This window comes from Frankia sp. R43 (assembly GCF_001306465.1).
GTDB classification, from domain to species: Bacteria; Actinomycetota; Actinomycetes; order Frankiales; family Frankiaceae; genus Parafrankia; species Parafrankia irregularis.
On record NZ_LFCW01000001.1, the window covers coordinates 1189077 to 1211390 of the forward strand.

Consider the following 22314-nt stretch of genomic DNA (forward strand, 5'->3'; position numbering starts at 1 on the left):
GTCAGATGCCCACCTCTCCGGTCCGGTCGCCGACGAAGACCGAGCGGTCGATGATGCCGGCCATCGCCAGTACCGCCACCAGCGGTTCCAGCACCCGGTTGGGCTGGACGCGGCGGCGGTAGTACCCGGGCCGGTCGAGGGCTTCCTCGGTTCCGGTCGCCGAGGCGAAGTGCAGGGTCGCCCGCCGGCATTCACGTACCGGCGCGAGCCAGGCCGTGGCGTTCCGGCTGTACAGCAGCCCGTAGGCGACGGTGCTCTCGTCCAGGATGTCGTCCAGGTCCACCTCGCCGCGGGTGCGCTCCCGGCGGTACCAGTCCTGGACCGGAGGCTGGAACCGCAGGACGTCCGACTTGTTCACGACGACGGCGGCGTCGATGTCGAACAGGCCGGTGCGCTGATCCATCCGGCCGACGAGCTTGAGCTTCCCGAGGACGGCGTTGAAGGCCTCGTCGTCGATCTTCCCCGGGCGGCCCGCCAGCCCGCTGTGGTGCGGGTCCACGACGAAGACCAGGGCCCCCGCGGCGTTCACGAAATCGGAGGAACGCCGGTTGCTGGCGAAATCCTCGCCCCGGATGTCGTAGAAGGTGACGAGACGGTCCCGCCGGGTCCGGAGATTGGTGATGATCACGGCGTCCACGAAGGACACCGCCTCGTCCTCCGGCGTCAGGGTGGCGGGCAGTACCGCCGACCTGCCCAGCAGCGGGTCCACCTGGTCACGCACGTATTCGCGGTGCCGGCGCGGGTCGGCCACCGTCACCGACAGGCCGAGATCGTCGAGGCCGCGCTGGTTCACCAGCTGGCCTATCATCGCCGCCAGCAGGTGGCTCTTACCTACCGTCGTCGCCCCGACCATCCCGATGACGAACGGCTCGCCGTACCAGCCGTAGGGATAGAAAAGGTAGTGCGTCGGGTCCTTGAAGGGATTCGGGCACCGGAGGTATTTGCTTGCCAGCCAGGCCTGGAAACGCCGCCGGTGCTGGTCCTGGTCGTCCTCCCGGAAACTGCGCAGGAGGCTTTCGTCGACGGGCTCGTACACATCCCGTTCGGCGTCGTACTCGTAGAACTCGCCCTCGTACGCGTCCGGCCATTCATCGAAGACGTACAGGCAGATCGGGCATCGTACCTCAGGCACAGCTCTGTCCCCCGTTCCTCACCACCGCTAGAGGCTGCCCAGACCGACGATCACCACAAGCAGGAACACCACGATCGTGACGATGGCGACGATCACCTTCATGGCCAGATCACCCGAGACCGGTCCCGGTCCCGGTCTCGGATCCGGATACGGATCCGGTGGAGGCTGTCTGTGGGTGATCGTCTCGTCGTGGGATTGTTCGAACCCGGGCCCGGGCCCGGGTTCGGGCCGGCGGCGGCTGTGGCCGGGCCGCCTGCGGCCCGGCGGAGGATACGACGGCGCAACCGGCGCCCGGCGCCATTCCTTGTCCTTCACCAGGCCGTTGAACCGGTCCCGCCCGGCCAGCATCCCCGCGGGGTCATACCGCGTCCGGTGCTCGGGCCGCCGTTCGCGCAGCCGCGCGAGCATTTCCGCCGCGACCACCGGGGAACCGGGCTCGAAGACACCCGCGAAGAAGCCCTCGGGAAACCAGGTCGAGATGTTCGGCTCGGTGACGGACGAGCTTCCACCGGACCAGCCCGGAACCGGGTCCGGGTCCGGGTACTGCTGTTCGCCTCGGGGCCAGTAGCCGTCGGCATCAGGGCGCCAGCTGGGCAGCGACTCCGGCGGCTCGCCGGTCGCGGCGTGCAGGATGAGCCAGCAGGCGCGGGAGACGTCCTCGGTGAAATCGGCGATCAGGTCGGCGCGGGGCGGGTCCAGCGTGCTCCACGGCGGCGCTTCCACGTGCGGCCGGTGCGCCCCCGCCCAGCAGGCGTGGCTGAAGTCGAAGATGAGCGCGGTCTGGCCATCCCAGAGGATGTTCTCCGGGGTGAGGTCCCGGTGCACGATCTCGGCGGCCTGCAGCCAGTACAGCCCGTGGAACAGGCTGGCCGCGAACCGACGGCATTCGTCCGCGCCCAGCGGGCCCGCGCGCCGCAGCCGCCGCCCCAGCGTCTCGCCGTGGGACAGCGACGTCGTGAGGAAGAACGGGGCGTCGCCGTGCTCACTGAAACCGATCAGGCGGACGAGCTGGTCCGGGTACCGGAAGGGGCGGTGGCGGTCCGGGCGCGGACCGTTGCGCTCCATGGCGTGCCAGAGGGTCAGCAGGATCTCGATCTCCGCGCGGAGATCCTCCGCGGCCTGCCCGTCGGCCGGGGAGACCCGCTTGCGGGCGACGGCCTGCGCCGCACCGCCCGGGCCGGGCAGCGTGCCGCGCTGCACCTGGTACGGAGGGCCGCTGACCTCGTCCTCGGGGTCGAACTGCACCCACCAGCTCCCCCGGGGGCCTTCCGGGGTGTCGCCGTCGATACCGCCGGCAAGGCCGCTGTCAGTCATGGTCATGCACCACCCACCAGGCGACGAACGCGACGTTCCCCAGCAGGAGCACCAACAGAGCCATCTGCATGATCAATTCTGCTCACCGGTGCCCCACGCTCCGCGCCGGCGACGCCCGCCCGGCCGTGTCGTCAAAGATGAACCAGCCCTGGTCCCAGAAGAGATTCAGCCAGGTGTGCCCCACCTGCAACGGGTAGCCCGGATCGCGGGGAGACAGCGTGACCTCCGCGACCAGCGGGGTGTCACCGACGACGGCCTGGTGACGCGGGTCCCGCGACGGGGTGATCGTGACCCGGCCGTCGGGATTGACGCGGACCTCGGCATGTGCCTCGGCGGAGATGTGCGAGTCGCGCCGGCGCGAGACGCCGAACACCAGGTCCCGGTTGATGACGGTGGCCGGGCCCAGCGACCGGGAGCGGTCCCGGCCGGGGTCCCGCGGGTCGGTGAGAAACGCCTGCAGGCCCCAGTCGGCCCGCGACTCCACCGTGAGCTGCGGCCGGCCCTGCCGGACCCCGGGAGTGCCGTCGAGGATCACGGCGAAGTCGTCGTGGAACCAGACCTGTCGCCGGCCCTCCCGCTCCAGGGCGGCGGTGAGGACGTCCTGGACCGCCGGGCCCGCCTGGCTCAGCTCGAGCCCGAGAGTCCGTAGCGACGCCTCGGCCCGCCTGGCATCGTCCGAGTTGAGCCGCACCCGGACCCGGCGGGGGGCGACGAGTGCCGGGCCGCAGGTCGCCCGCCGACTTTCGTCGAGTGTTCGCCAGGCGATCTGCTCCAGCACGTCAGATGAAGAGTGACCACGTGCGCTGACGGCCTTGTGCCTGGCCCATTCGCGTAAACGGTCCCATTCCGGCCCGAGCCTCACGCGCGCCTGTCCCCCATATACACAGCCGGCCCCCCGGTACACGAGCAGTGCAGATTGTCATCTTATGATGTGAAGATTACTCACAACAGTGAGGGTCCTGCGTCCGTCAGCACCCGGACAGCTGGCGGCCACGGCGTCCCGGTCGCCGTCAGTAGCCGGGCGGGCGTGACGATGATGGTAGATTTGCCCCGCCGCTGGCGGTTCTGCCCCAGTCGGTAACCGGATCGGGGGCGGTACGGGGCACATGAGCAGCATCACCAGCAGCAGTACCGCGGGAGCCAGCCCGAGGTCCGGCCATGGCGCCTAGCGGGCCGCCGGTCCAGCGGCGCATCGGGCTGTGGGGAGCCACCCAGAGCGGCAAGACGACCATGCTCGCCGCCCTGCAGATAGCCGCCGGCCAGCAGGTCCGAGAAGACCGCTGGATGGTCATCGGGGCCAACCCGGCGTCGTCGACGTTCCTGAGCCGAAACGTCGACGTCCTGACCACGGACAAGAAGTTCCCGGTGGCGACGGAGGCCGCCGAGCCGCTCTCCTGGCTCTTCTACCGCCCGGACCCGGCGCCGCGCGGGCTGAACGCGTGGCTGCGCAGGCGGTTTCGGCGCCCGCTGGCCACCGGCCAGCAGGTGTTCGAGGTCAACACGCTGGACGTCGGCGGCTACATGTTCCGCAACCATCTCGGCGAGGTTCTCGACGACCCATACCACGACTACTACGACGACGAGGACGAGGGGCTCCCGCTCTTCGACCCCGAGCAGACCGCGGGCGCGGACGCCGACGAGGTCATGCGCGCCATGGCCGACTGCGACGGGCTGGTCTACCTGTTCGACCCGGTCACCGAGCACCGGGAACAGAACTCCTTCCAGTACTTCGCCCGGGTGCTCGACCAGATCGGCCGGCTGTCCCACGAATCCGGGCGGATCCGGAACGGCCGGCTTCCGCACTACCTGGCGGTCTGCGTCAACAAGATCGACGATCCGGGTATCTACCGGGTTGCCAGCCAGAACGGCTACATGCTCAGCGGTGACAACGACCTGCTGCTGCCCGAGGTGCCCCGCGAGTACGCCGCCGAACTCTTCGAGCGGCTGTGCGACGGCCGGGAGGCAGGCGGCGCCGCCCAGGTTCGCCGGATCATCCGTCGGTTCTTCGACCCCGATCGGGTGGCCTACTTCGCGACCTCGTCCATCGGGTTCTATGTGCAGCCGGGCCGGCTGTTCCGGCACCGCGACAACCAGAACGTGATCTCCGGGCCGGACGGGCGCCCACGAATCCGCGGCGAAATCCGGCCGATAAACGTGCTCGAGCCGTTCCTGTGGCTGGAGGACGAGATCCGGCGGAACCCGCTGCCACCGCCGATCATCCCGGAACCCGCGGAATCCCCGGAATCCCCGGAGCCGGATTCGGAGCTGGACTCGGAGCTGGACTCGGATTTCTCGGACTTCACCCGGTCCGGCCCACCCCCAGACCTGTGAGGCCAGACCTGTGAGGCCGAAGCTGTGAGCCCGCCGGCCGCAGCACCCGGGCCGCCAACGCCGGCCGGGCCCACCCTGCGGGTCGGGTGGGCGCTCATGGGCAAGGAGCGCGGCGGTTTCACCGACTACGTCGTCCTCCGGTCGAACGAGGCCTACTTCAGCAGGTCCGCCTACCAGACGATCCTGCACCGGTACTCCCCCGGAACACCGCCACACGCGCAGCGCACCAGCCTGCCCGGGTCGCTGCCCTGGGTGACGGTGAGCTACGCCCCACTCGGTCGCGACACCGGGCAGACCGTGCTCGGGATCGCCGAACGCACCTGGTCCGACGAGGCCGACGCGTCCGGGCGCCCCATCGCGCACACCCGCTACCTCTGCGTCCCGTTCAGCGCGCTCGCCGCCGCTCCGGTCTCCTACGCGGGCCTGCACACCGCTCTGGCCAGCCCGACGATCCAGCGCCCGGCGGCGGGAACCCAGCCCGCGGTGCCGGGGACCGCCGTGGGCAGCCTGCCCGTCACCGTGCCGCGCCTCGACCCGGCACGGATCGCCGAAAGCCTGGCCACCGACGACGAGCAGTGGTTCCTGCTGGCCGCCGAGGCCGCGGCGCTCGTCCTGGCCGGCAGGGTGGCCATCCTCGGCTTCCCGGCTCCCAGCCGCGACGAGCCGACCGCGCGGGCACGGCTGCGATTCCTCGACGCGGTAGCGGCGCTGCTGCCCTACGGCCAGCGGGCCCGGCTGACCGCCAGCACCTGGGCGGTCAGCGGCGCCGCTCACCGGATCCGGCTCGCCTTCACCGACCAGCCCCGCCAGGGTGACCTGGTTCTGCGCTGGCGCGACCCGCGACCGCGGCCCGCCCAGCTGCCGGGCCCGGCCGCCGACTACTTCGATCTGCTGCTGCGGCTGCGCGACCAGGCAGGCGGATCGCTGGCCGCCCTCGTCGCCCACCTCACCGGCTACCCGACCGCCTACCCCGCCGCCTGGCACCGGCTCAGGGCGACCGCACGCGCCTACTTCCACCTGCACGAGATGGGCGGGGGCGACACCGCCGACGCACTGGCCGCCCTGGTCGCCCGGCGGCTGGCCCCGGGCCGGTTGTTGCCTGACACCGCCCCGACGGACGCCGAGCAGTGGCAGGCCGTCCAGGAGAAGGCGGTGGAGGAGGTCGCCGAGCTGGTACGCGCCGCCTGGGACGACGAGCGGCCGCGCGACGACGACGCGGCGCGGACGTTCAGCCGGCGGCTGCTGGCCGTGGTCGCGCAGGTGCCCCGGGACGACCTCGCCCTCGAGCTGATCCGCCTGGCCGTTCTCGATGACCTCGGCCTCGACGGCGCCCCGAACACAGGCACAGGCATGGACGCCAGAACCGCCGGCGAGCGTCAGGCGACGGCGTCGACGCGACGCTGGCTGCGCTGGCTGGAGGGCGCGCCCGAGCTCGCCGACCAGACGCGCCCCTTCCGCGCCGTTCTCGACGGCTCCCCCAACCCGGACGTCGTCGAAACGCTGCACGGCCGGGCCCGCTACCTGCTGTCGCTCTCCCAGCTCGCCCGGCTCCGCGGCACCGGCGCCGCGATGGTGGTCCTGCTGGATCCCTGGCTGTGGCAGACCGTCCCAGCCCTGTCGCCGCGGCACCGGCAGGACTGGGCCGCCGAGATCCGCGGCTTCCGCTTCGGCACCCCGAGCAGGGCAGCCCGCTACGACCTGCTCCTGCTGATCCTGGGTGAAGCCCCCGGCAGGCCGTTGGGACGCCGGATCAGCACGATGGCGACGGACTACACGGCGGCGTTCCAGGAGCACTTCGCCACCCTGGTGCGGGAGCAGGGGGCGGACGGGCGGGTCGACCAGGCCCTGACCGCCCTGGCCCGTTCCATCCTCGACACCGGCTGGCCCCAGGACGAGGCGCAGGTGGACCTCATGCTCAGGGTGCTGGAGCAGCTCGTCCGCCTGGTCCAGGCCAACATCGACCAGCGTGATCGGCCACCCGGGCTGGCCGTGCTGATCAAGGTGGTCGGCCGATTCCTGATCAGGAACCCGTGGGCCAGGAACCTGCCAGCCGGCCGGCAGTGGCGTATCTGGCTACCGAAAATCTGACCGGGAGACCTGCCGCCGAGGATGCGGAGGCCGCAAGCGAACAACGGAGGATTCTGGTCGTTGGAACGACCAGAATCCTCCAGTCCAGTGTTCGTGCCCCGTTCCCAGGTGCAGGATCGAACCTGCGTTGACCCGCACAGGGAAGGTTGCTTCGTGCACGTTCAAAGATATGCCGCCAGCCATGTGACGCGGTCGCGGCCTCGTGGCCGTCTCATCGGCGCCGCACTGTTCGCGCTGACGGTGGCCGCGCTTGTGGGTTGCTCCGGGACGAGCGGCCCGACTGGTCCGGACTCCGCGGCGCCGCCGCCGACGGCCCGGCCGCCCCAGGCGCATCCGGCCAGCAGCGAGGGCCTGCAGGCCATGTGCAGGTACGGCGGATACATACCGGCGATGCCGGCGTATACCGGGCCCGCGCCACATCCGATCGAAGGTCTCCAGCCTGGCCAGAACACCGGTGCCGTCGCCCTCACCTCCATTCTCTGGAGCGATCCACCGGACGACCTTCGTGGTGCGTTCAATGTTCTCACCCGCGATCATTCCGGTGCCCTCATCCCGGATCTCAGCCGGACACAGCTCGTCGTGTGTGTCACCCGGACCGGCTCGTCTCCGTCCGGAATCGTGTGCGAGGACCTCGGCAGCAACGTTCGACTGCTGCGCAGTAATTACCGGATGACGGTTCTGGAAGCTCATACCGGCAAAGTGGTCCAGGTCACCGATATGGGCGCGGGGATCGAGGACTGCCCGAGCTTCGCCTACGTCGACGGCACCGATCCCGCCGTGTTCACGAGCTTCGATGGAGGCCAGACCTACGACGTGCTACGGCCGCTGGTGCTGTGGGACGGAGTGACGGCCCATCCCGCCGTACCTGGCACGACATGGACCGGCCGGGGCTGACGCCCTGGATCTGTGGCCCGCGCGGGAGGGCCGGACCCACGCCAGGTCGTCGAAGAGCCGACGCTGCCTGACGCCGCTCTAAGGCCGGCGCTGGTACCGGCCCAGCGGCAGCACCGTGGGCGGGCCGCCGCGGGCCGGGCTCAGCAGCAGCGCACCCAGCTGTGAGCGGTCCGACCTGACCCCGACGTGGTAGTCGCCTGTCGGCAGCTCGGCGCCGAGCCGCACCCGCAGCGCCCGCGGCGGGTCGCCATCGGCCTGGACGTCCACGACGAGCACGCCGCCCGCGGACCCGTCATGGTGGACCGTGATCAGCTCGCCGGCCAGCTCACACCGTTCCAGCGGGACGTCTCCCGCCGAGATCACCCGCAGGCTCCCGCCGGTCAGCCGGCCGGCCAGGACACGGTGGACGCGCAGGCTCACCGTGTGCGGGTAGAGCTCCGTCCCGCGGACCCTCGCCGCGGCGAGCAGCGCGGCTCCCCGGGCAGCCGCGTACTCGGGCTCCGCGACCGGCCACACCGGCACCTGCGCCTCCCCGCCGCCGGCGGCCTCAGCTTCGCCGAGGACTCCCGAGACGTCAGACACGCCGGAGACACCGGAGACGCCGGAGGCGTCGGAGCCGCCGGGCAGGTCGACCGGCCAGGCCTCGGCGACCGCTGTCCGGACCGCCTCGACCGCCGACGGCAGGAAGCCGAGGCCGCCGACGACGATCACCTCCGGCCAGGAGGCTCCGCCCCGCGCCACGGCATCCCCGCCTTCCGGCTGGCACAGGTCCTCCGGCTGGCACAGGTCCTCCGGCTGGCACAGGTCCTCCGGCCGGCGCAGGTCACCCCGCCGGCGCAGCAGCCCGCCGACGGCGGCCCGCACCGTCTGGGCGACCGGCTCGAACGCGGCCGCCAGCTGGCCCGCGCTCAGCTCCCGGCCGGGTCCGAAGACCAGCGCGCTGCCGGCGTCCCGGTACGGATCGGCCGTGGTCCCGACCGGGCCGGCGCGGACCGGCTCCCGGCCGGCACGCGCACCCCGCAGAAACGTCAGGACCAGGTCGTTCTCCGTCCTGATCGGCACCGTGTCGTCACCGATCCCGCCGAATGCCCCGGGTCCGACGCGTCCGGCGGGACCGGCGGAGCCAGCTCGCCGGACCGCGTCCACCGCGAAACCGCGGCCGGCGTACCCAGGCTGGATCCAGCGTTCCAGCAGCCGGACGGTCCCCATGCCCACCGAGGCCGAGGCGGTGCCAGCCGGGGCGGTGGCGACCTCGACCAGGGCTGCCTCGACCGAGTCCGCGCCGATGTCACAGACCAGCACGAGGCGCCCCGGGATCCCCGGCCCCCCGTCCACCGCGAGCTGGTCGGCCCGGACGGCCGCGGCGCACACCGCCGTGCTGTGGACGGCGACGGCGTCCTGGGGCAGCCCCAGCCCGGCCGCCAGCGCCTGCTGGAGCCGCGTCCGGACCTGCGCTCCGGAGTCGGTCGCGAAGCAGTCACCGGTCACGGCGACGGCGAGGCCGGCGGCGGACCGCAGATCCCACGGGCCGGCCTCACCCGCGATCGTGATCTCGCTGTCCGCGGCCAGCGTCGAGAGGAGGTCCCGCCCGGCCGCCACCGGACCGCGCGGTCGCGCAGCGGCGGGACCGGTGACCATCCACGCCCCGGCCCGGCCGCCGGCGCCAGCGCCAGTGCCAGGCCCAGCGTCGGTAGCGCGGTCGCGGTCGGTGTCGGTGTCGGTGTCGGTGTCCAGGATGACGAGCCTGGTGAACTGGGTGCCGAAGTCGACGCCCGCCCGGTGGCCCGGTGGCCTGGCGCTCATCTGGGCGGCCCCGCCACGGCGGCGGCACTCGAACCGGCGGCCCCGCTCCGCAGGAACGAGTCCACCAGTGCTGGGCGAGTGTGATGCAGGGCCCTCAGCAGCTGGGCGAACCGGCCCGGCGGCCCGTGCCGTTCGCCGTAGCGGGCGATCTGCAGCGCGGCCAACAGCGCATCATCCCCATGGACCGCCAGCAGCCGCAGATCGATCGGCGCGGGACGCGGGGTCACCAGTGCCTGGAAGACGGCCAGCGCCGGCGGCAGCTGCCCGCTCGGCGGAGTGAGCCAGCGGAGCCATCCGCCCTGCGCGGCGTTCAGCGCCGCGAAGCTGCCCGACCGGGTGAGATGGATGATCCAGGAGACCGCGGCCTCGGGCAGCTCCTGCAGCGCCGCCCGGACGGCCTCTCCGCCGCCGGAAAGCTGCAGCAGCAGGAGCGCTCCGGCGTGCGTGCGTGCCACCCGGTCGGTGTCCCTCCCGTCGCCGCGGATCAGTCGGGCGAGGATGCCGTCGAGGCGCTGGAACGTCTCGAGGCGGTTGGCGAACACGACGGCGTCCTGCAGGTCGGCCATGGTGCCGCCGGAGAGCAGGATCCGCAGGGCGTCGGCCTCCTCGGGCTCCCGGGCGAACCTGCCGGCCATCGCCGCCCGCCGTCGGCTGCGGGCCTTCTCCAGGCTTTTGCTGGCCGGCAGCGGGGAGACGAAGGCCGGGTTCGTGTCGGTGAGCACGTCGAGCAGGTCCTCGGCCTGGTCGACGTCCAGTGGGTCACGCCAGGCGGACAACGCGTGGACCAGGCCGGCGGTGTCCTGGAAGAGGGCGCGGGCCGACAGCAGGCGGCGGAAGTACTCACGGCCGTAGCTGCTCGGCGGCTCCGCGGCTTCCGGCAGGTCACCCCAGGGAACCAGCAGCCTCGACCGCCCGCCGGAGATCTGCCCCTGGGTGGTGAAGGCCAGCCGGAAGGGGGTCGGGTTGTCGGTCGCGGTGGTCACGGCCACCCCGGCGAGCAGACCGGCCGGCAGCAGGGCGAGCACCGCCTCGATGAAGCGCAGGCGCTGCTCGGTGGTCAGGGCCGGCGGGGCGCCGACCACCGACACCGGGCCGTCGAGCAGCCCCGCGGCGACGGCGGCGACCGCGCCGAAGCCGAACGCGTCGACGTCCAGGGCACCCAGGCGCTGGTCGGCGGCGACGAGTTGCAGCCGGCTCGGCCGGGAGCCGGCTGCCGCCGACGCGGCGGCCGCGAGGCTCAGGCCGGTGATGCCGACCCCCGAATCCACGAACCGCGCGAGGCCGGTGTGGCAGCACCAGTCCGCGCCGCACACCGCGAGCCGCCCACCGCCGTCACCGAACAGCACCAGCCCGTCGGACGTCCCGCCCGGTGGACCGTCACGGCGCACGCCGGGGGTGTACAGCCGGGCGAGCTCCCAGATTCCGCGGCCGTCCGCCGAGGCGGGCTGCGGTGACGGGGCCGGATCGACCCAGCCGGCGCCGAGCTGGACGCGGGTGCCCGCCGCCAGCCGGGACGACGGGTCGTCCGGCACCGCCTCGCCGTCGGTGGGCTCCGTGTTCCGGCGGAGCAGCCGGCGGCGGGCTTTGGGCTCGCCGATCAGCCTGCCGAGCCGCTGTCGCTCGTCGGCGCGGCGGTCCGGCCACAGCTCGTCCAGGGCAGCCGTCCAGGTTCTGCGGCGAGCGACGCTGAACGGAGCCCGGTCGGCTTCGGCCCAGAGCCATTCCTCGAGCGCCGGTGTCAGCGCCTCGGCCCGGCCGCTCCACCCGGCGAGCCGGACGACAGTCAGCATCGCCGCCTCACCGATCCCGTCCGCGGCTCCGACCGCGGTGAGATCCGGGTGACCGACGGACTCCTGGCTGTTGCCGCTGTTGCCGCCCAGCACGCGGAACGGGCGCAGCACCGCGTCGGTCTGCGGCTGCCCGGCGGCGGCCAGCCACTCCACCAGCTGGAGCAGCCCGGGCACTCCCCGGCTGGCGAAGTACCGCACCAGCACCTGCAGGGTGCGCGCCGGGCTGGCGGCGAGCCCGTTGCGGACCGGGGCCCAGGTCGCCCGGTCCCCGGTCGCCCCTCCGTGCTCCCGGATGATGTCCGCGGCGAGCTCGACCGCGTCCAGCGGCGGCGGGTCGTCGTCCGCTCCCGGCTCCAGCAGCCCGCCGACGATCGCGGCGAACATCGCCTCGGGCGCACCCTGCAGGTGCGAGGCCAGGTCCCGGTATTCCCGCCCACCCGCGGCGCAGAGCCGGACCACGAGGTCGACCACCGCCGGGGCCAGCGCCGGGGCCCAGTGGCGGGCGACCAGGGTGAGGTCCTCCGGCCGGGCGAACGGCAGCAGCAACGGGACGAGGACGCCGGTCGGGTCCGCCGGCGCGGGCAGGGCGGCCAGGTGCCGCCGGAGGTGCTCCGGGCCTGCCCTCCCGGCGGCGAACCGGGTGGCCAGGTCCAGCGCGGCGGTCTCGGTGAGAGCCTGGAAGATCTCCCCGGGCCGGCTGAAGCTGCGCGGCGTGATGTCCTCGGCGAGCCATCCCAGGACTGTGCGCAACCCGGCTTCGCCGTCGCCGTGGCTGTGGTCGTGGCCGAGCCCGTTGTCGCGGCCGATCCCGTTGTCGTGGCCCGCGTCGTGGCCGAGCCCGTGACCGGCGCCGTGGTCGGCCGGCCGGTTGCCGTCGATCAGGTAGGCCAGCAGGGAGGCGTAGCGGGGAGCCCATTCGTCGTTCGGGTTCGGCGGGCCGAACCGCGGGGGTGCCGTCGGGTCGACCAGCCGGCCGGTGCCGCCGAGGTCCTGTCCGAACGCGACGCGCAGCCGGTGGCTGGTCGCGACGTCTACCCAGGTACCGGCGGCGAGAGCGCCCTCGGCGCCGGCCGGCAGCAGCGCGGCCACCAGATCGAGAAAGGCGATCCGGGCCGAATGGGTGGCCAGCTCGGGTACGGCACGCACCACGACCGGACCGTCCAGTGCCAACGCGGCGGTGACGACCGCGCCGCGCAGGAAGCGCAGGGCCGGGCTGGCCAGGGCACCCGCCCGGCGAGGCGGCGACGCGGCGGGGCGCAGGGACAGCGCATGGCCGCCGGTGACCTCGGGAAGCCGGCGCAGCTGGCTCACGGTCGCCACCCGCACCGCCTCGTACAGCGCCGTGAAACTCCCCAGGTGACGGCGGAAGTCGTCCAGCGGCAGGCAGAAGAAGCGGGTGGGGATGACGACCCGGCCGGTGGCGTCGACCGCCATGGCCGGGTCCGCGGGCCATTCGCGGATCGCGACTCCCACGTAGGGCGTCTCGCCGGACGTCGCGGCGGTGAAGGTGATCCACGGCAGCGCGTCCGGCTCGCCCGCGCGCTCACCGGCCGGCGAGCCGGGCGAGAAATGCTGGATGATGCGTTCCAGCGTCGCCGGTCGAAGCCGGGCCCCGCCGGCGCACAGGATCTGGTAATCCTCGCGCTGCCCGGGCTCCTTGCCCAGCAGCGCCCATTCGAAGCCGACGGTGCCGGTCACCGGCGCTCCCCGTTGATCCGGGTCACCAGGCCCACGACCGGCTCCAGGACGTTCATCGGCGCCACCCGGCCGCGGATGCGGGGCACCCCACCGGTCATCACGATGTTCGAGTAGTCGACGGGGTTGAACCGGCCGTCCGGGCCGACGAACAAGCCGATGGAGGAAGTCGCGTAGAAACGAACCCGCGACGGGTCGAAGAATCCGCCGATCGCGTCTCGTAGATGGGAGGCGCCGGTCGATCTGTTGCAGAGCTGATCGAAGTAGCGATGGGCGACATCGTTTTCGATCCTGGGCGGCCCCGATCCGTTGGCCAGCGTGTTGAGCCTGCCGTCCAGGGCGACCCCGAGCACCCGGGGGTCGTCGAACTTCGTGACGCAGACGGCGAGGTGGTGCGGCAGCAGCCCGCCCCGGCTTCGCCCCGCGGTGCGGACCTTCTCGAGCACACGGTTGATCATGGCATCGAAATAGGCGTAGTTGTCGCCGTCCGCGCGGTCCCGCTCCCGGATCGGGTCGAAGAGAAGGACGATCCCGTCGCAGCGGACCAGATGGTCGACCAGCTCCTCGTGCTGCGCCGCGCCACGGTCCGGAGGGCGGCGAGCCGGGGTCGGCGCGCTGGTCTCGTCGTCGTCGAACCTCAGCCCGTCGTCCTCGAAGCCACCGCCACCGCCACCACCGCTGCCGCTGCCGCTGCCGCCGTCCAGGGTGCTGATCTCGCTTCCCCCGCCCCGGTAGTACAGCGCACCGGAGACGTCCAGGAAGTCGAGGGTGAAATCGATCGGCGGCGTGCGCTCAGGCCTCGGCCGCGCGGGACTCGAGCCCGGCCGCAGCACGCGGCCCTCGAAGATGAGCCGCAACGGTGTGTTGGCCAGCGTCGCCGGCGGGAAACGGTGGTCCTGGACCAGGGTGCTCCGCAGCCTTTCCAACGCGCTTCCGGTCGCCCGGTCCGCGCTGGTGATGGTCCACCGGACGTGCCTGCCCCCCGGCTCGCGGGGCTTGTGCTGGATGGCGGCGAGCTGCATGGCGGCCATCAGGGTCGTCTTCCCGCTGCTCGTCGCTCCCCAGAGCCCGAGGCGCACCCGGCCCCGGGGCGACGGGCGCGGGCCCGCCGGCGGACGCGTCAACGCGGGCCACCCGGCGCCGCGACGCCCGACGCCGACGCCGACGCCGGTGCCAGCGGCAGCGGCAGCGGCTGCCCGGCGGACCCGGCGAACAGCCCCAGCGCGTCGGCCACCTCCTGCGCGGAAGCCGTCTCGAGCAGGAGCAGCGCGTCCGCACCCAGCACCCGCCAGACCGCACCGGCCCCGGACGGACCACCGGCACGCCCACCGCCACCCACGCCGAAACCGAAACCAGCGCCGAAGCCGACGCCGGAGCCGGAGCCGGCCAGGAACGCTTCCTGCCCGCAAACGGCCACCCGACGCGGGCGCTGCACAGTGGCCAGGCTGTCCATGAGTGTTCTCCAGTCGTGCCGGTCCAGGCAGGGAAGCGTGAGATCATCGGGTCGCTGCCTCGGTGGATGCGGAGGCCTGGCGGCGACGGTCACCAGCGCGCGGGCAGCCCCCGGCCGCCACGGCAGCCGGGCCGCCACGGCCAGCGCGTCCTCCAACGGGGCGGCGAGGTCATGCTGGGGAACGCTCGGGCCCCACTCCCGCAGCGCCACCCGGACCTGCAGGCCCGCTGCCGGCCCGACGGTCCGCACCACCTGCCCCTGGTCAGGCCACCCCTGGCCCAGGTAGTCGTGGTCGTCGTAGCCGAGCACCACGAAGCGGACCGCGTCGGCGTCGGGATGCTCGGCCACGACCAGGGCGATCAGATCGTCGACCAGCCCCAGTCGGCGCAGCACGTCCTGCGCCGTTCCCGCCATCTCCACCAGGCAGACCACGTCCACCGGGTCCGCGCCGTAACGCCGCGGGACGCGGGCCAGCAGCTCCGGCCAGCCCGGATTGTGCACCCGGATTCCGGCTGGTTCGAGGAAGCGGATCCGGCCCGGCCCGTCCAGGGCGAACCGCAGTCGCAGGTCGGCCCGTGGGGTCGCCGCGACCCAGCCGACCGTGATCGGTGCCCAGCCGTCCGGATGCGGTTCGGCGCCGGCCACCCCGCCCGCGCCGGCCACCCCGCCCGCGACGATCACCAACGCCAGCTCGGGCGGGGTGGCGGCCGGCACCGAGACGGTGATCTCGGCGGTGGGAGGCTGCCCGTCGGCGATGACGGTGCCGGGCGGGAAGAGCATCCGGGTGGTGAGGCGCACCCCACGGGTGACCCGGTCGACGTCCGCCACGACCAGCCCGTAGCCGACGGCGAGCGGCAGCTGCCGGCGCGCGGCCTCGAGTGCGGTGGCGAAGGGCTCCCGGGGCCGGGCCCGGGCCTGCTGGACCGCCGGCACGCCGTCGGCCCGGCGCGGCCCGGCAGCCCGACCCAGCTCGCCGGCCAGGACGTCCGCGACCTGGCTGGTCACCGGCCAGTCGACCGCCGGCCGGATCAGCAGGATCTCGGTGGCCAGCGTCTCGGCCACCGCGGCGAGCACCGGCACCAGCGGACCGAGCGCGATGTCCTCCTCCAGACCCGCCGCGAGGCGCAGGCGGCGGGCGTCGGGGTCCGTGGGCAGGGCTGGCAGCAGGTCCGGCCAGGCCCACTCCCGGGCGGCCGCCAGCCGGCCGGGCTGCCCGTCGAAGCCGGTCGTCAGGGTGCTGACGACGACGGCGTCGGGCCGCAGCTCGATGACCGCGATCCGCGCGGGGCCACCCGAGGCCATCCGCCGCAACAGCGGGCCGAGCACGATCTCGGGCCCGCGCAGACCCGGCCGGTCGGCCGCCGCGGCCGCCGGGGTGGCGGCCCGCTCGGCCAGCTCAACCAGCTCGGCGACGAGTTCCGTGGCGGTTCTGTCCCCGCCGCGGATGAACGCGGCGAGACGGACCGGCAGATCGGGGTCGGGCTGCTCCGCCGCGGCCAGCACCCGGGCGGCGGACCGCAGGTCGTGGCTGCACCTGGCCTGCGCCAGCCGGGTGTCGAACGCCTGTCGCAGCTGTGCCGTGATCTCGCCGAGCACCTGGGGGCTCCGCAGCTGCCAGCCGCACCGCGGGCAGGCGGTGTCCCGCTCCGCCACCCGCCGCCGGCACACCGGGCAGCCCACCGCGGCCTCGGCCGCGCTCCAGCTCACCGCGTCGTCGTCCCTCATGAGTCGTCGAAGTCAGCCGTCCGGCCGGATCCCCGTCACAAGCCGTGCGGTACACACCCGCCGGTCTCGCCCGCGGGCCGCAGGGCCCGGGCCCTGCGGCCCGGGGCCCGGTCACGCCTGGCTGGTCAGTTCCGCCACTGGCCGTAGCCGTTGCCGGAATCGCCGTCGAAGAACGGGCCTGAGGGCGGGATCGGCTCGTTGCTCGGGTAGGGCTGGTACTGGTCCGCGCTGGGGTGCTGCCCGCTGGAGACCTGCTGCAGCCCGATCCGCGCCAGCAGGTTGTCGAGCCGCGACCGCCGGGGTGCCGGGACCGGCCGCACCGGAGCGGGGCGCCGGGTCGAGAACGCCGTCGGATCCATGTAGGCCTGCGGGTTGCGCCTCGCATCCCGGGTCATCCGGCGTTTGAGCTGGTTGAGGGCGGCCTCGCTGGCGTGCTCAGCCGCCTCGGTCTGTATCTCCACGCCGATGGCCCGCCGTCGGTGCAGCCCGGCGTTCGCCATGATCGCCGCCGCCCGCCGGTGCCGGATGCGCTCCTCCTCGGCCCGCAGCCGGCTCTTCCCGTCGAGGGCGACCGCCTGCTCGTAGTCGTTCGCCGGGCCGACGGAGATGATGAACTTGACGATGATCGGCAGGCACTCGATCGCCGTGATGAACACCAGCAGGAACCGGTGCGCGAGGCCCAGGGCCGGCCGGTGCGCGGTCAGGTTGTCCAGCGCCTCGATGCGGATCAGCAGGCCGTTCTCCTTGCCGTTCTCCTTGCGGAAGTTCTCGATGGCCGCCGTGCGCGCCGTCCTGAGGTCCGTGAGCTCCGTCTCGACCGTCTTCAGCCGGCCCTTCGCGGTGTTCTGCGCCGCGCCCCTGGTGTCGGTGGCCTTCGACCGCGCGGTCGCCTGGGCGGTGGTGAGCTGGCCGTTCAGCACACTGAGCTCATCCCGGTACCGATCCCGGAGCGCCACCTTCTCCGCGTAGGCCGGGCCACGGCCGACCTTGCCGCTGCCGCAGGTCCCCTCGTTCTCGCAGATGACAGCCTGCTCGGCGGCGTCGTACTGCTCCTGCTTGGCATCGACCAGCTTCTGTATGCGCGCGACGTCGGGGTCCGTGCTGACGTCCACGGTGTCGGTGCTGGTGTCGATCGTGGCCTGCAGCGTTTTCTGTTCCGCTTCCAGCGCCTTGATCCGCGTGCCGCGCTCGTCGGTCTGCGTGGTGGCCAGGAATTCGCTGTCGCGCTCGCTGCGCATGAGCGAGAGCTCGGTCGTGATCTCCGCCTCGAAGATTCGCAGCACGAGCGGTGTCGAGATCACGACGCCGATCAGTATCGCGAGGGCGAGCCGGGGAATCGCGATCGGCAGAATCTGATACCAGTGGTCCCGGCGCTGCATCGAGACGACCAGCCACCGGTCGAGGCTCATGATGGCGAAACCCCAGGCCACCCCGAGCAGCAGATAGAAGAACGGGCTCAGGCCCAGCGCCATCCGTAGCGCGAAGGCGCAGGAGATACCGGCCATGGTCGACGTGGTGAGCACGGCGGCGCCGATGCCCACGTACTTCGGGACGTCGGAGGGAAAGCGATCCAGAATATCGGTGTTGGCGCCGGAGAGCCACAGCAGCACCCGGGTCGGACGCGACCGGCGCCTGCCACCCTCCGCCCACGGGTCCTCGTCAGGCAGACCGCCCGGCCAGGAACCCCCGGAAAGCCCCGACCCCCGGTCCTGCGAAAAACTGTCGTTCGACATGACGCTCCCCGTTTACGCCATCTGTCGGTGTGGGTGGCCGGTGGCCCGCCCAGCCCGATGTTTCGCCCAGCCCGATGTTGAGGTGCCCCTCAGAGCCCCGCCCGCATTTCCCCGCGACCGCGGGGGCCGACGGTAGGCGTGCCGGCACCCGCCGGCCGGCGGCCCTGCCGCGCCACCCGACCACTCCCCTCCCCCGCGGGCCCGCCGCGGGGCGACCAACCATCGCTCCCGTGCAGGCGGCTCAGACCAATGCAGCTCAGGTGTACGCAGCTCAGGCCGATGCACCCGACACCCGCATACCGACTCTCGGAATGAACGTACCGCACACCGCGGGCAAATCACAGCCGAGGCCGGGGCGCGAGCCCGGCCTATAACCGAACCAGCAGGCAGAGCCTTTGCCTCATAGCAACCAAGGTTGGCCGCCAGGCCGACAACCACGCACCCGCTACACCTCCGCCCACGGTTGCCCTCGCTTTGAGAAATCCACCGGGCCACGGACCGGAAGACCACGGCATCAACCGGCCGGCGGGCCCGCGAGCCACCTCGGACAGGCTCTGGCCATCCTCGGAGCAAGCCCCGGGCAGGGCCCCGGCCAGCCACTATGATGGCGGCACTATGACGGGGGCGAACGACCACGAGGCGAACTGGTCTAACCACTACCTGCTCGCCAATTTAGAGCAGCGCCGCGGGTGGCTCAGGTCGGCGATACCAGCTGCGGTAAAAGCGCGGCGACCGGAGATCGTCCTGGGCCCCGAACTGGGCTCGGGTGGGTACGGGCTGGTGCTGGAGGCAACCCAGAAACAATTGAATCGCCGGGTTGCCGTCAAGGGAATTCTCGGCGCGACCGACGAGGCGCAGCGACTGGCCGAGCTGAATCATCCACATGTGGTGCAGGTATACGACTCGTTCAGCCAGATCTTCGGGCAGCACCACCTGCAGGTGGTCGTGATGGAATATCTTCCGGGTGCCACCCTGAACGGGCGGCGCGAGCGGCTCTCACCCGAGCAGTCGTGCGCGGTGGGGCTCGCGGTCGCCGCCGGGCTGAACCACGCCCACCAGAGACTGCTGCACCGCGACATCAAGCCCGCGAACATCATGTTCGCCGAGGACAACACGCTGAAGGTCGGCGACTTCGGGCTCGCGAAGTCATATGTGGGCCAGGCCGTCCACACCGACAACGTGGTCGGCACCCAGGCCTACATGGCGCCCGAGCAGATCACCGCGGGGAAGCTCACCCCGGCGACCGACATCTACGCCCTCGGTGTCGTGCTCTACCAGCTCCTGACCGGCCAGCTCCCGTTCGGCCCCAAAGGGAACATCGCGCGACCGGAAACCGGGGCCGGGGACCAGCCGCCGGCGATGGGCGCCGTGGACGACCGGATCGCCCGGGTCGTCCTGCGCACCCTGGCGAGAAGGCCCGGCGACCGCTACTCCAGCGCCGCCGAGCTTGCCCTGGCCCTGGCCCACGCCGCCACCGACGCCTACGGCCCCGGCTGGGCCGACAAGGCGCGCACGGGCCTCCCGCTGCATCTGACGGACCTGCCTGAACTGATCGAGATCCTTCGCCCCACCGGGCCCAACGTCATCAGGACCCCGCGTCTGAACCGTTCGGACACATCTCGCGGCTCTGACCCGCGAGCCCTGGGGGCCCCGCTGCGCGGCCACGAGAAGCCGGTGCACGCGGTGGCGTTCTCCCCGCGCGGGAAGATCCTCGCCAGCGCGGGCGCCGATCAGCGCGTCCAGCTGTGGGATCTCACCGCCCCCGTCAGCCCCCGGCCCCTCGGCGGGCCGCTGCAGGGCCACGACGGCACCGTCCTGTCGCTGGCCTTCTCCCCGAGCGGCAGCATCCTGGCCAGCGCCGGCGCGGACCGGACGGTCCAGCTGTGGAGACCGACCGGCCCGACAGCACTACGCCTTTCCGGCCGGCAACCGCTCGAACACGCCGGCCAGGTCAGCTCGGTGGCGTTCTCGCCCAACGGCCGCATCCTCGCCAGCGGCAGCAGGGACACCGCGATCCGGCTGTGGGACGTCACCGATCCCACTGCCCCGCGACCGGTCGGCGAGCCACTGCTGGGCCACCAGGGCTCGGTGTGCTCGTTGGCGTTCTCCCGGAGCGGGCGCATCCTCGCCAGCGGCGGGGCCGACCAGAGGATTCGGCTGTGGGATCTCACCGAGCCGACCAACCCCCAGCTCATCCACGACCGGCTCGGCAACCAGTTCGGCCAGGTGGACGCGGTGGCGTTCTCCCGGCGTCGCGACACCCTCGCCGGCGCGAGCGCCGGCGCCACGAGGGTCGGCAGGGCGACGGTGACGTTGTGGGATGTGGCCGATCCGGCCGATCCGCGGCCGCTCAGCCAGCCGATGCGGGGCCGCGGGCGCGCCGGGGTGAACGCGATGGCCTTCTCACCCGTCGCGGAGATTCTCGCCGCCGCGGCCTTCGACAAGGTCGTGCGCCTGTGGCACACGACCAATCCGGCCGCGCCCCAGCCCCTCGGCGAGCCACTGCGCGGCCACACCGACCGGGTGCGCTCGGTGGCCTTCGGCCCGCAGGGCGACATCCTCGCCAGCGCCGGCGAGGACGGCACGGTACGCCTGTGGACGAGGTTCACCACGACGGCCCCGCCGCAGCGGGGCTGAGGCCCCCTTCGCACCTTCGCCGGGACACTCCCGTCAACCAGATGGTTGACGTAGCCGCCCACCCGCTCTACCTTCATCCTCAACCAACCGGTTGAGTTTAGATGGGGTGATGGTGGATCAGCTGTCACGGCTCTTCTCAGCCCTCACCGACCCGACGCGGCGGGATCTCGTCGCCCGGCTCACGGCGGGCGACGCCACCGTCGGCGAGCTCGCCGCGCCCTACGACATGAGCATCCAGGCGGTCTCGAAACACCTGAAAGTCCTTGAACAGGCGGGCCTGGTCAGCCGCACCGGCCCCGGCCACCGCAGCCCCGTCCACCTGGAGGCACAGGTGCTCGACCTGATGACGGGGTGGATCGAGCGCTACCGCCGCCAGGCCGAGCAGCGCTACCGCCGCCTCGACGCGGTGCTCGCCGCCCTGAACGACCCCGCGGCGGCCGACCCGTCCCACATCGCCGGCGAGAAGTCGGCCTGAGAAAGGGAAAAGACTGATGAGTACCAGCAGCAGTGCCACGACCGCCATCGAGACGACCCGGATCGAGGCCGACCCGAACGTGCCGCTGATCCGGCTCACCCGGGATTTCGTCGCCACGCCGGAACAGCTGTTCCGCGCGCACACCGACCCCGACCTGTTCGCCCGCTGGGTCGGGCCGGACGGGATGGTCACCACCATCGAGCACTGGGAGGCAAGCAACGGCGGAAGCTGGCGCTACGTCGCACGCCGCGACGGCCTGGACTTCCGTTTCCGCGGCTGTTTCCACGACGTCCGCCCCAACCGGATCGTCCAGACCTTCAGCTTCGAGGGCGAGCCGGACCACGTGGCGCTGGAGACGATCTGGTTCGAGGATCTCGGTGCCGGCCGGGCCCGGCTGCACGCCCAGTCGCTGGTCGACAGTTTCGACGGCCGCGACGCCTGGCTGCGCAGCGGAATGGAGACCGGCATCAACGAGGGCTACGCCAAGCTGGCCGCCCTGGTCTCCTCGGGCACCGTCTGAACCGGGAACCAGCCGGGCGAAGGGACGACATCCATGACCGAGAACTCCACGCTCTCCGTTTCACCCGCCGGGCTCTCACCCGCCGAGCGCCATCGGCTGATCGCGGGCGCGTTCACCGACCGGGTGCTCGGCACCCGAGACTGGGACGCCCCCACACCCGTCGCCGGGTGGGCCGCACGCGACGTGGTCCGGCACCTGTGCGAGTGGTTCGCCGGCTTCCTCGAAGCCAGCGGCGGACCGGCGCTGCCCCACGGCCCGTCCGTCGACGACGACCCGGCAGGCGCCTGGCAGGTGCATACCGCCGGCGTGCAGAGGCTCCTCGACGATCCGGCCACCGCTGCCCACATCCTGCGCAATCCGCACGTGGGCGAACTGTCGGTCACCGCCGCGACCGACATGATCTACACCGCCGACGTCTTCATGCACACCTGGGATCTCGCCCGGGCCACCGGGCAGGACGACCGGCTCGACCCCGCCTTCTGCGCCCAGCTCGTCAACGGAATGGCGCAGATGGAGGACGTCCTGCGGTCATCCGGGCAGTACGGGCCGGCGGTCGCCGTGCCCGCGGGCGCCGACGCCCAGACCCGCCTGCTCGGGTTCATCGGCCGCGACCCGCACTGGCGGCCCGAGCCGTCCTGAGCAGTCCCGAGCCGTCGGCGATCATCCCGACCCGGGCGGCACCGGCTGAGGGCTGCGCGCCGGACGGGGTCAGGGCGCCGGGCGG

15 protein-coding genes are annotated in these 22314 nt (G+C 72.6%); 7 read left to right on the forward strand and 8 right to left on the reverse strand.

The features are described from left to right. Position 1: 1 nt before the first annotated feature. From ACG83_RS04450 to ACG83_RS04460, 3 genes are all read right to left on the reverse strand, one after another. Positions 2 to 1132, reverse strand: coding sequence for a hypothetical protein (locus tag ACG83_RS04450; RefSeq protein WP_054564835.1), 1131 nt, complete (start codon positions 1130 to 1132; stop codon positions 2 to 4). A 27-nt stretch (positions 1133 to 1159) separates the two neighbouring features. Further along, entirely contained in the window at positions 1160 to 2446 is a 1287-nt protein-coding gene (locus ACG83_RS04455) for a protein kinase (RefSeq protein ID WP_054564836.1), read from the reverse strand. 82 nt (positions 2447 to 2528) lie between these two features. Next, on the reverse strand, positions 2529 to 3224 hold the full coding sequence (locus ACG83_RS04460; protein WP_054564837.1) for a hypothetical protein: 696 nt from the start codon (positions 3222 to 3224) through the stop codon (positions 2529 to 2531). A 380-nt stretch (positions 3225 to 3604) separates the two neighbouring features. On the opposite strand from ACG83_RS04460, the gene ACG83_RS04465 reads away from it, so the two are divergent. The 3 genes from ACG83_RS04465 (at position 3605) to ACG83_RS04475 (ending at position 7759) form a co-directional block, all read left to right on the forward strand. Beyond that, positions 3605 to 4777: a hypothetical protein gene (locus tag ACG83_RS04465; protein ID WP_054564838.1), complete on the forward strand. Its 1173-nt coding sequence runs from the start codon at positions 3605 to 3607 to the stop codon at positions 4775 to 4777. Positions 4778 to 4801: 24 nt separating this feature from the next. Beyond that, positions 4802 to 6865, forward strand: a complete 2064-nt coding sequence (locus ACG83_RS04470; RefSeq protein WP_054564839.1) for a hypothetical protein — start codon at positions 4802 to 4804, stop codon at positions 6863 to 6865. 153 nt (positions 6866 to 7018) lie between these two features. Further along, positions 7019 to 7759: a hypothetical protein gene (locus tag ACG83_RS04475; RefSeq protein WP_152991256.1), complete on the forward strand. Its 741-nt coding sequence runs from the start codon at positions 7019 to 7021 to the stop codon at positions 7757 to 7759. A 78-nt stretch (positions 7760 to 7837) separates the two neighbouring features. On the opposite strand, the gene ACG83_RS45230 is transcribed toward ACG83_RS04475, so the two are convergent. The 5 genes from ACG83_RS45230 to ACG83_RS04500 form a co-directional block, all read right to left on the reverse strand. After that, positions 7838 to 9562 (reverse strand): hypothetical protein, encoded by a 1725-nt coding sequence (locus ACG83_RS45230; protein ID WP_054564841.1) that lies wholly within the window; start codon positions 9560 to 9562, stop codon positions 7838 to 7840. Continuing rightward, positions 9559 to 13050: a hypothetical protein gene (locus ACG83_RS04485; RefSeq protein ID WP_235497628.1), complete on the reverse strand. Its 3492-nt coding sequence runs from the start codon at positions 13048 to 13050 to the stop codon at positions 9559 to 9561. The genes ACG83_RS45230 and ACG83_RS04485 overlap by 4 nt, the downstream gene beginning before the upstream one ends. Further along, positions 13047 to 14171 carry a hypothetical protein gene (locus ACG83_RS04490; RefSeq protein ID WP_235497631.1) on the reverse strand — a complete coding sequence of 375 codons (1125 nt, stop codon included), beginning with the start codon at positions 14169 to 14171 and terminating at the stop codon, positions 13047 to 13049. Before ACG83_RS04490 ends, ACG83_RS04485 begins: the two co-directional genes overlap by 4 nt. Beyond that, positions 14168 to 16225 (reverse strand): hypothetical protein, encoded by a 2058-nt coding sequence (locus tag ACG83_RS04495; RefSeq protein WP_054564843.1) that lies wholly within the window; start codon positions 16223 to 16225, stop codon positions 14168 to 14170. The genes ACG83_RS04490 and ACG83_RS04495 overlap by 4 nt, the downstream gene beginning before the upstream one ends. A 125-nt stretch (positions 16226 to 16350) precedes the next feature. Then, positions 16351 to 17958, reverse strand: a complete 1608-nt coding sequence (locus ACG83_RS04500) for a DUF4407 domain-containing protein (protein WP_054564844.1) — start codon at positions 17956 to 17958, stop codon at positions 16351 to 16353. Positions 17959 to 18573: 615 nt separating this feature from the next. Here ACG83_RS04500 and ACG83_RS04505 point away from each other — a divergent pair. The 4 genes from ACG83_RS04505 (at position 18574) to ACG83_RS04520 (ending at position 22229) form a co-directional block, all read left to right on the forward strand. After that, positions 18574 to 20595, forward strand: a complete 2022-nt coding sequence (locus ACG83_RS04505; protein ID WP_054564845.1) for a WD40 repeat domain-containing serine/threonine protein kinase — start codon at positions 18574 to 18576, stop codon at positions 20593 to 20595. 109 nt (positions 20596 to 20704) lie between these two features. Then, positions 20705 to 21070 (forward strand): metalloregulator ArsR/SmtB family transcription factor, encoded by a 366-nt coding sequence (locus ACG83_RS04510; protein ID WP_054564846.1) that lies wholly within the window; start codon positions 20705 to 20707, stop codon positions 21068 to 21070. A 16-nt stretch (positions 21071 to 21086) separates the two neighbouring features. After that, positions 21087 to 21590: an SRPBCC domain-containing protein gene (locus tag ACG83_RS04515; RefSeq protein ID WP_054564847.1), complete on the forward strand. Its 504-nt coding sequence runs from the start codon at positions 21087 to 21089 to the stop codon at positions 21588 to 21590. 33 nt (positions 21591 to 21623) lie between these two features. Then, positions 21624 to 22229 (forward strand): TIGR03086 family metal-binding protein, encoded by a 606-nt coding sequence (locus ACG83_RS04520; protein ID WP_054564848.1) that lies wholly within the window; start codon positions 21624 to 21626, stop codon positions 22227 to 22229. Positions 22230 to 22314: the final 85 nt, after the last annotated feature.

What these genes read in the sequence shown, in the direction of transcription:
- ACG83_RS04455 (WP_054564836.1), bottom strand. Translation starts at nt 2,446, where the DNA reads ATGACTGACAGCGGCCTTGCCGGCGGTATCGACGGCGACACCCCGGAA.
- ACG83_RS04465 (WP_054564838.1), top strand. Translation starts at nt 3,605, where the DNA reads ATGGCGCCTAGCGGGCCGCCGGTCCAGCGGCGCATCGGGCTGTGGGGA.
- ACG83_RS45230 (WP_054564841.1), bottom strand. Translation starts at nt 9,562, where the DNA reads ATGAGCGCCAGGCCACCGGGCCACCGGGCGGGCGTCGACTTCGGCACC.
- ACG83_RS04495 (WP_054564843.1), bottom strand. Translation starts at nt 16,225, where the DNA reads ATGAGGGACGACGACGCGGTGAGCTGGAGCGCGGCCGAGGCCGCGGTG.
- ACG83_RS04500 (WP_054564844.1), bottom strand. Translation starts at nt 17,958, where the DNA reads ATGTCGAACGACAGTTTTTCGCAGGACCGGGGGTCGGGGCTTTCCGGG.
- ACG83_RS04505 (WP_054564845.1), top strand. Translation starts at nt 18,574, where the DNA reads ATGACGGGGGCGAACGACCACGAGGCGAACTGGTCTAACCACTACCTG.
- ACG83_RS04510 (WP_054564846.1), top strand. Translation starts at nt 20,705, where the DNA reads ATGGTGGATCAGCTGTCACGGCTCTTCTCAGCCCTCACCGACCCGACG.
- ACG83_RS04515 (WP_054564847.1), top strand. Translation starts at nt 21,087, where the DNA reads ATGAGTACCAGCAGCAGTGCCACGACCGCCATCGAGACGACCCGGATC.
- ACG83_RS04520 (WP_054564848.1), top strand. Translation starts at nt 21,624, where the DNA reads ATGACCGAGAACTCCACGCTCTCCGTTTCACCCGCCGGGCTCTCACCC.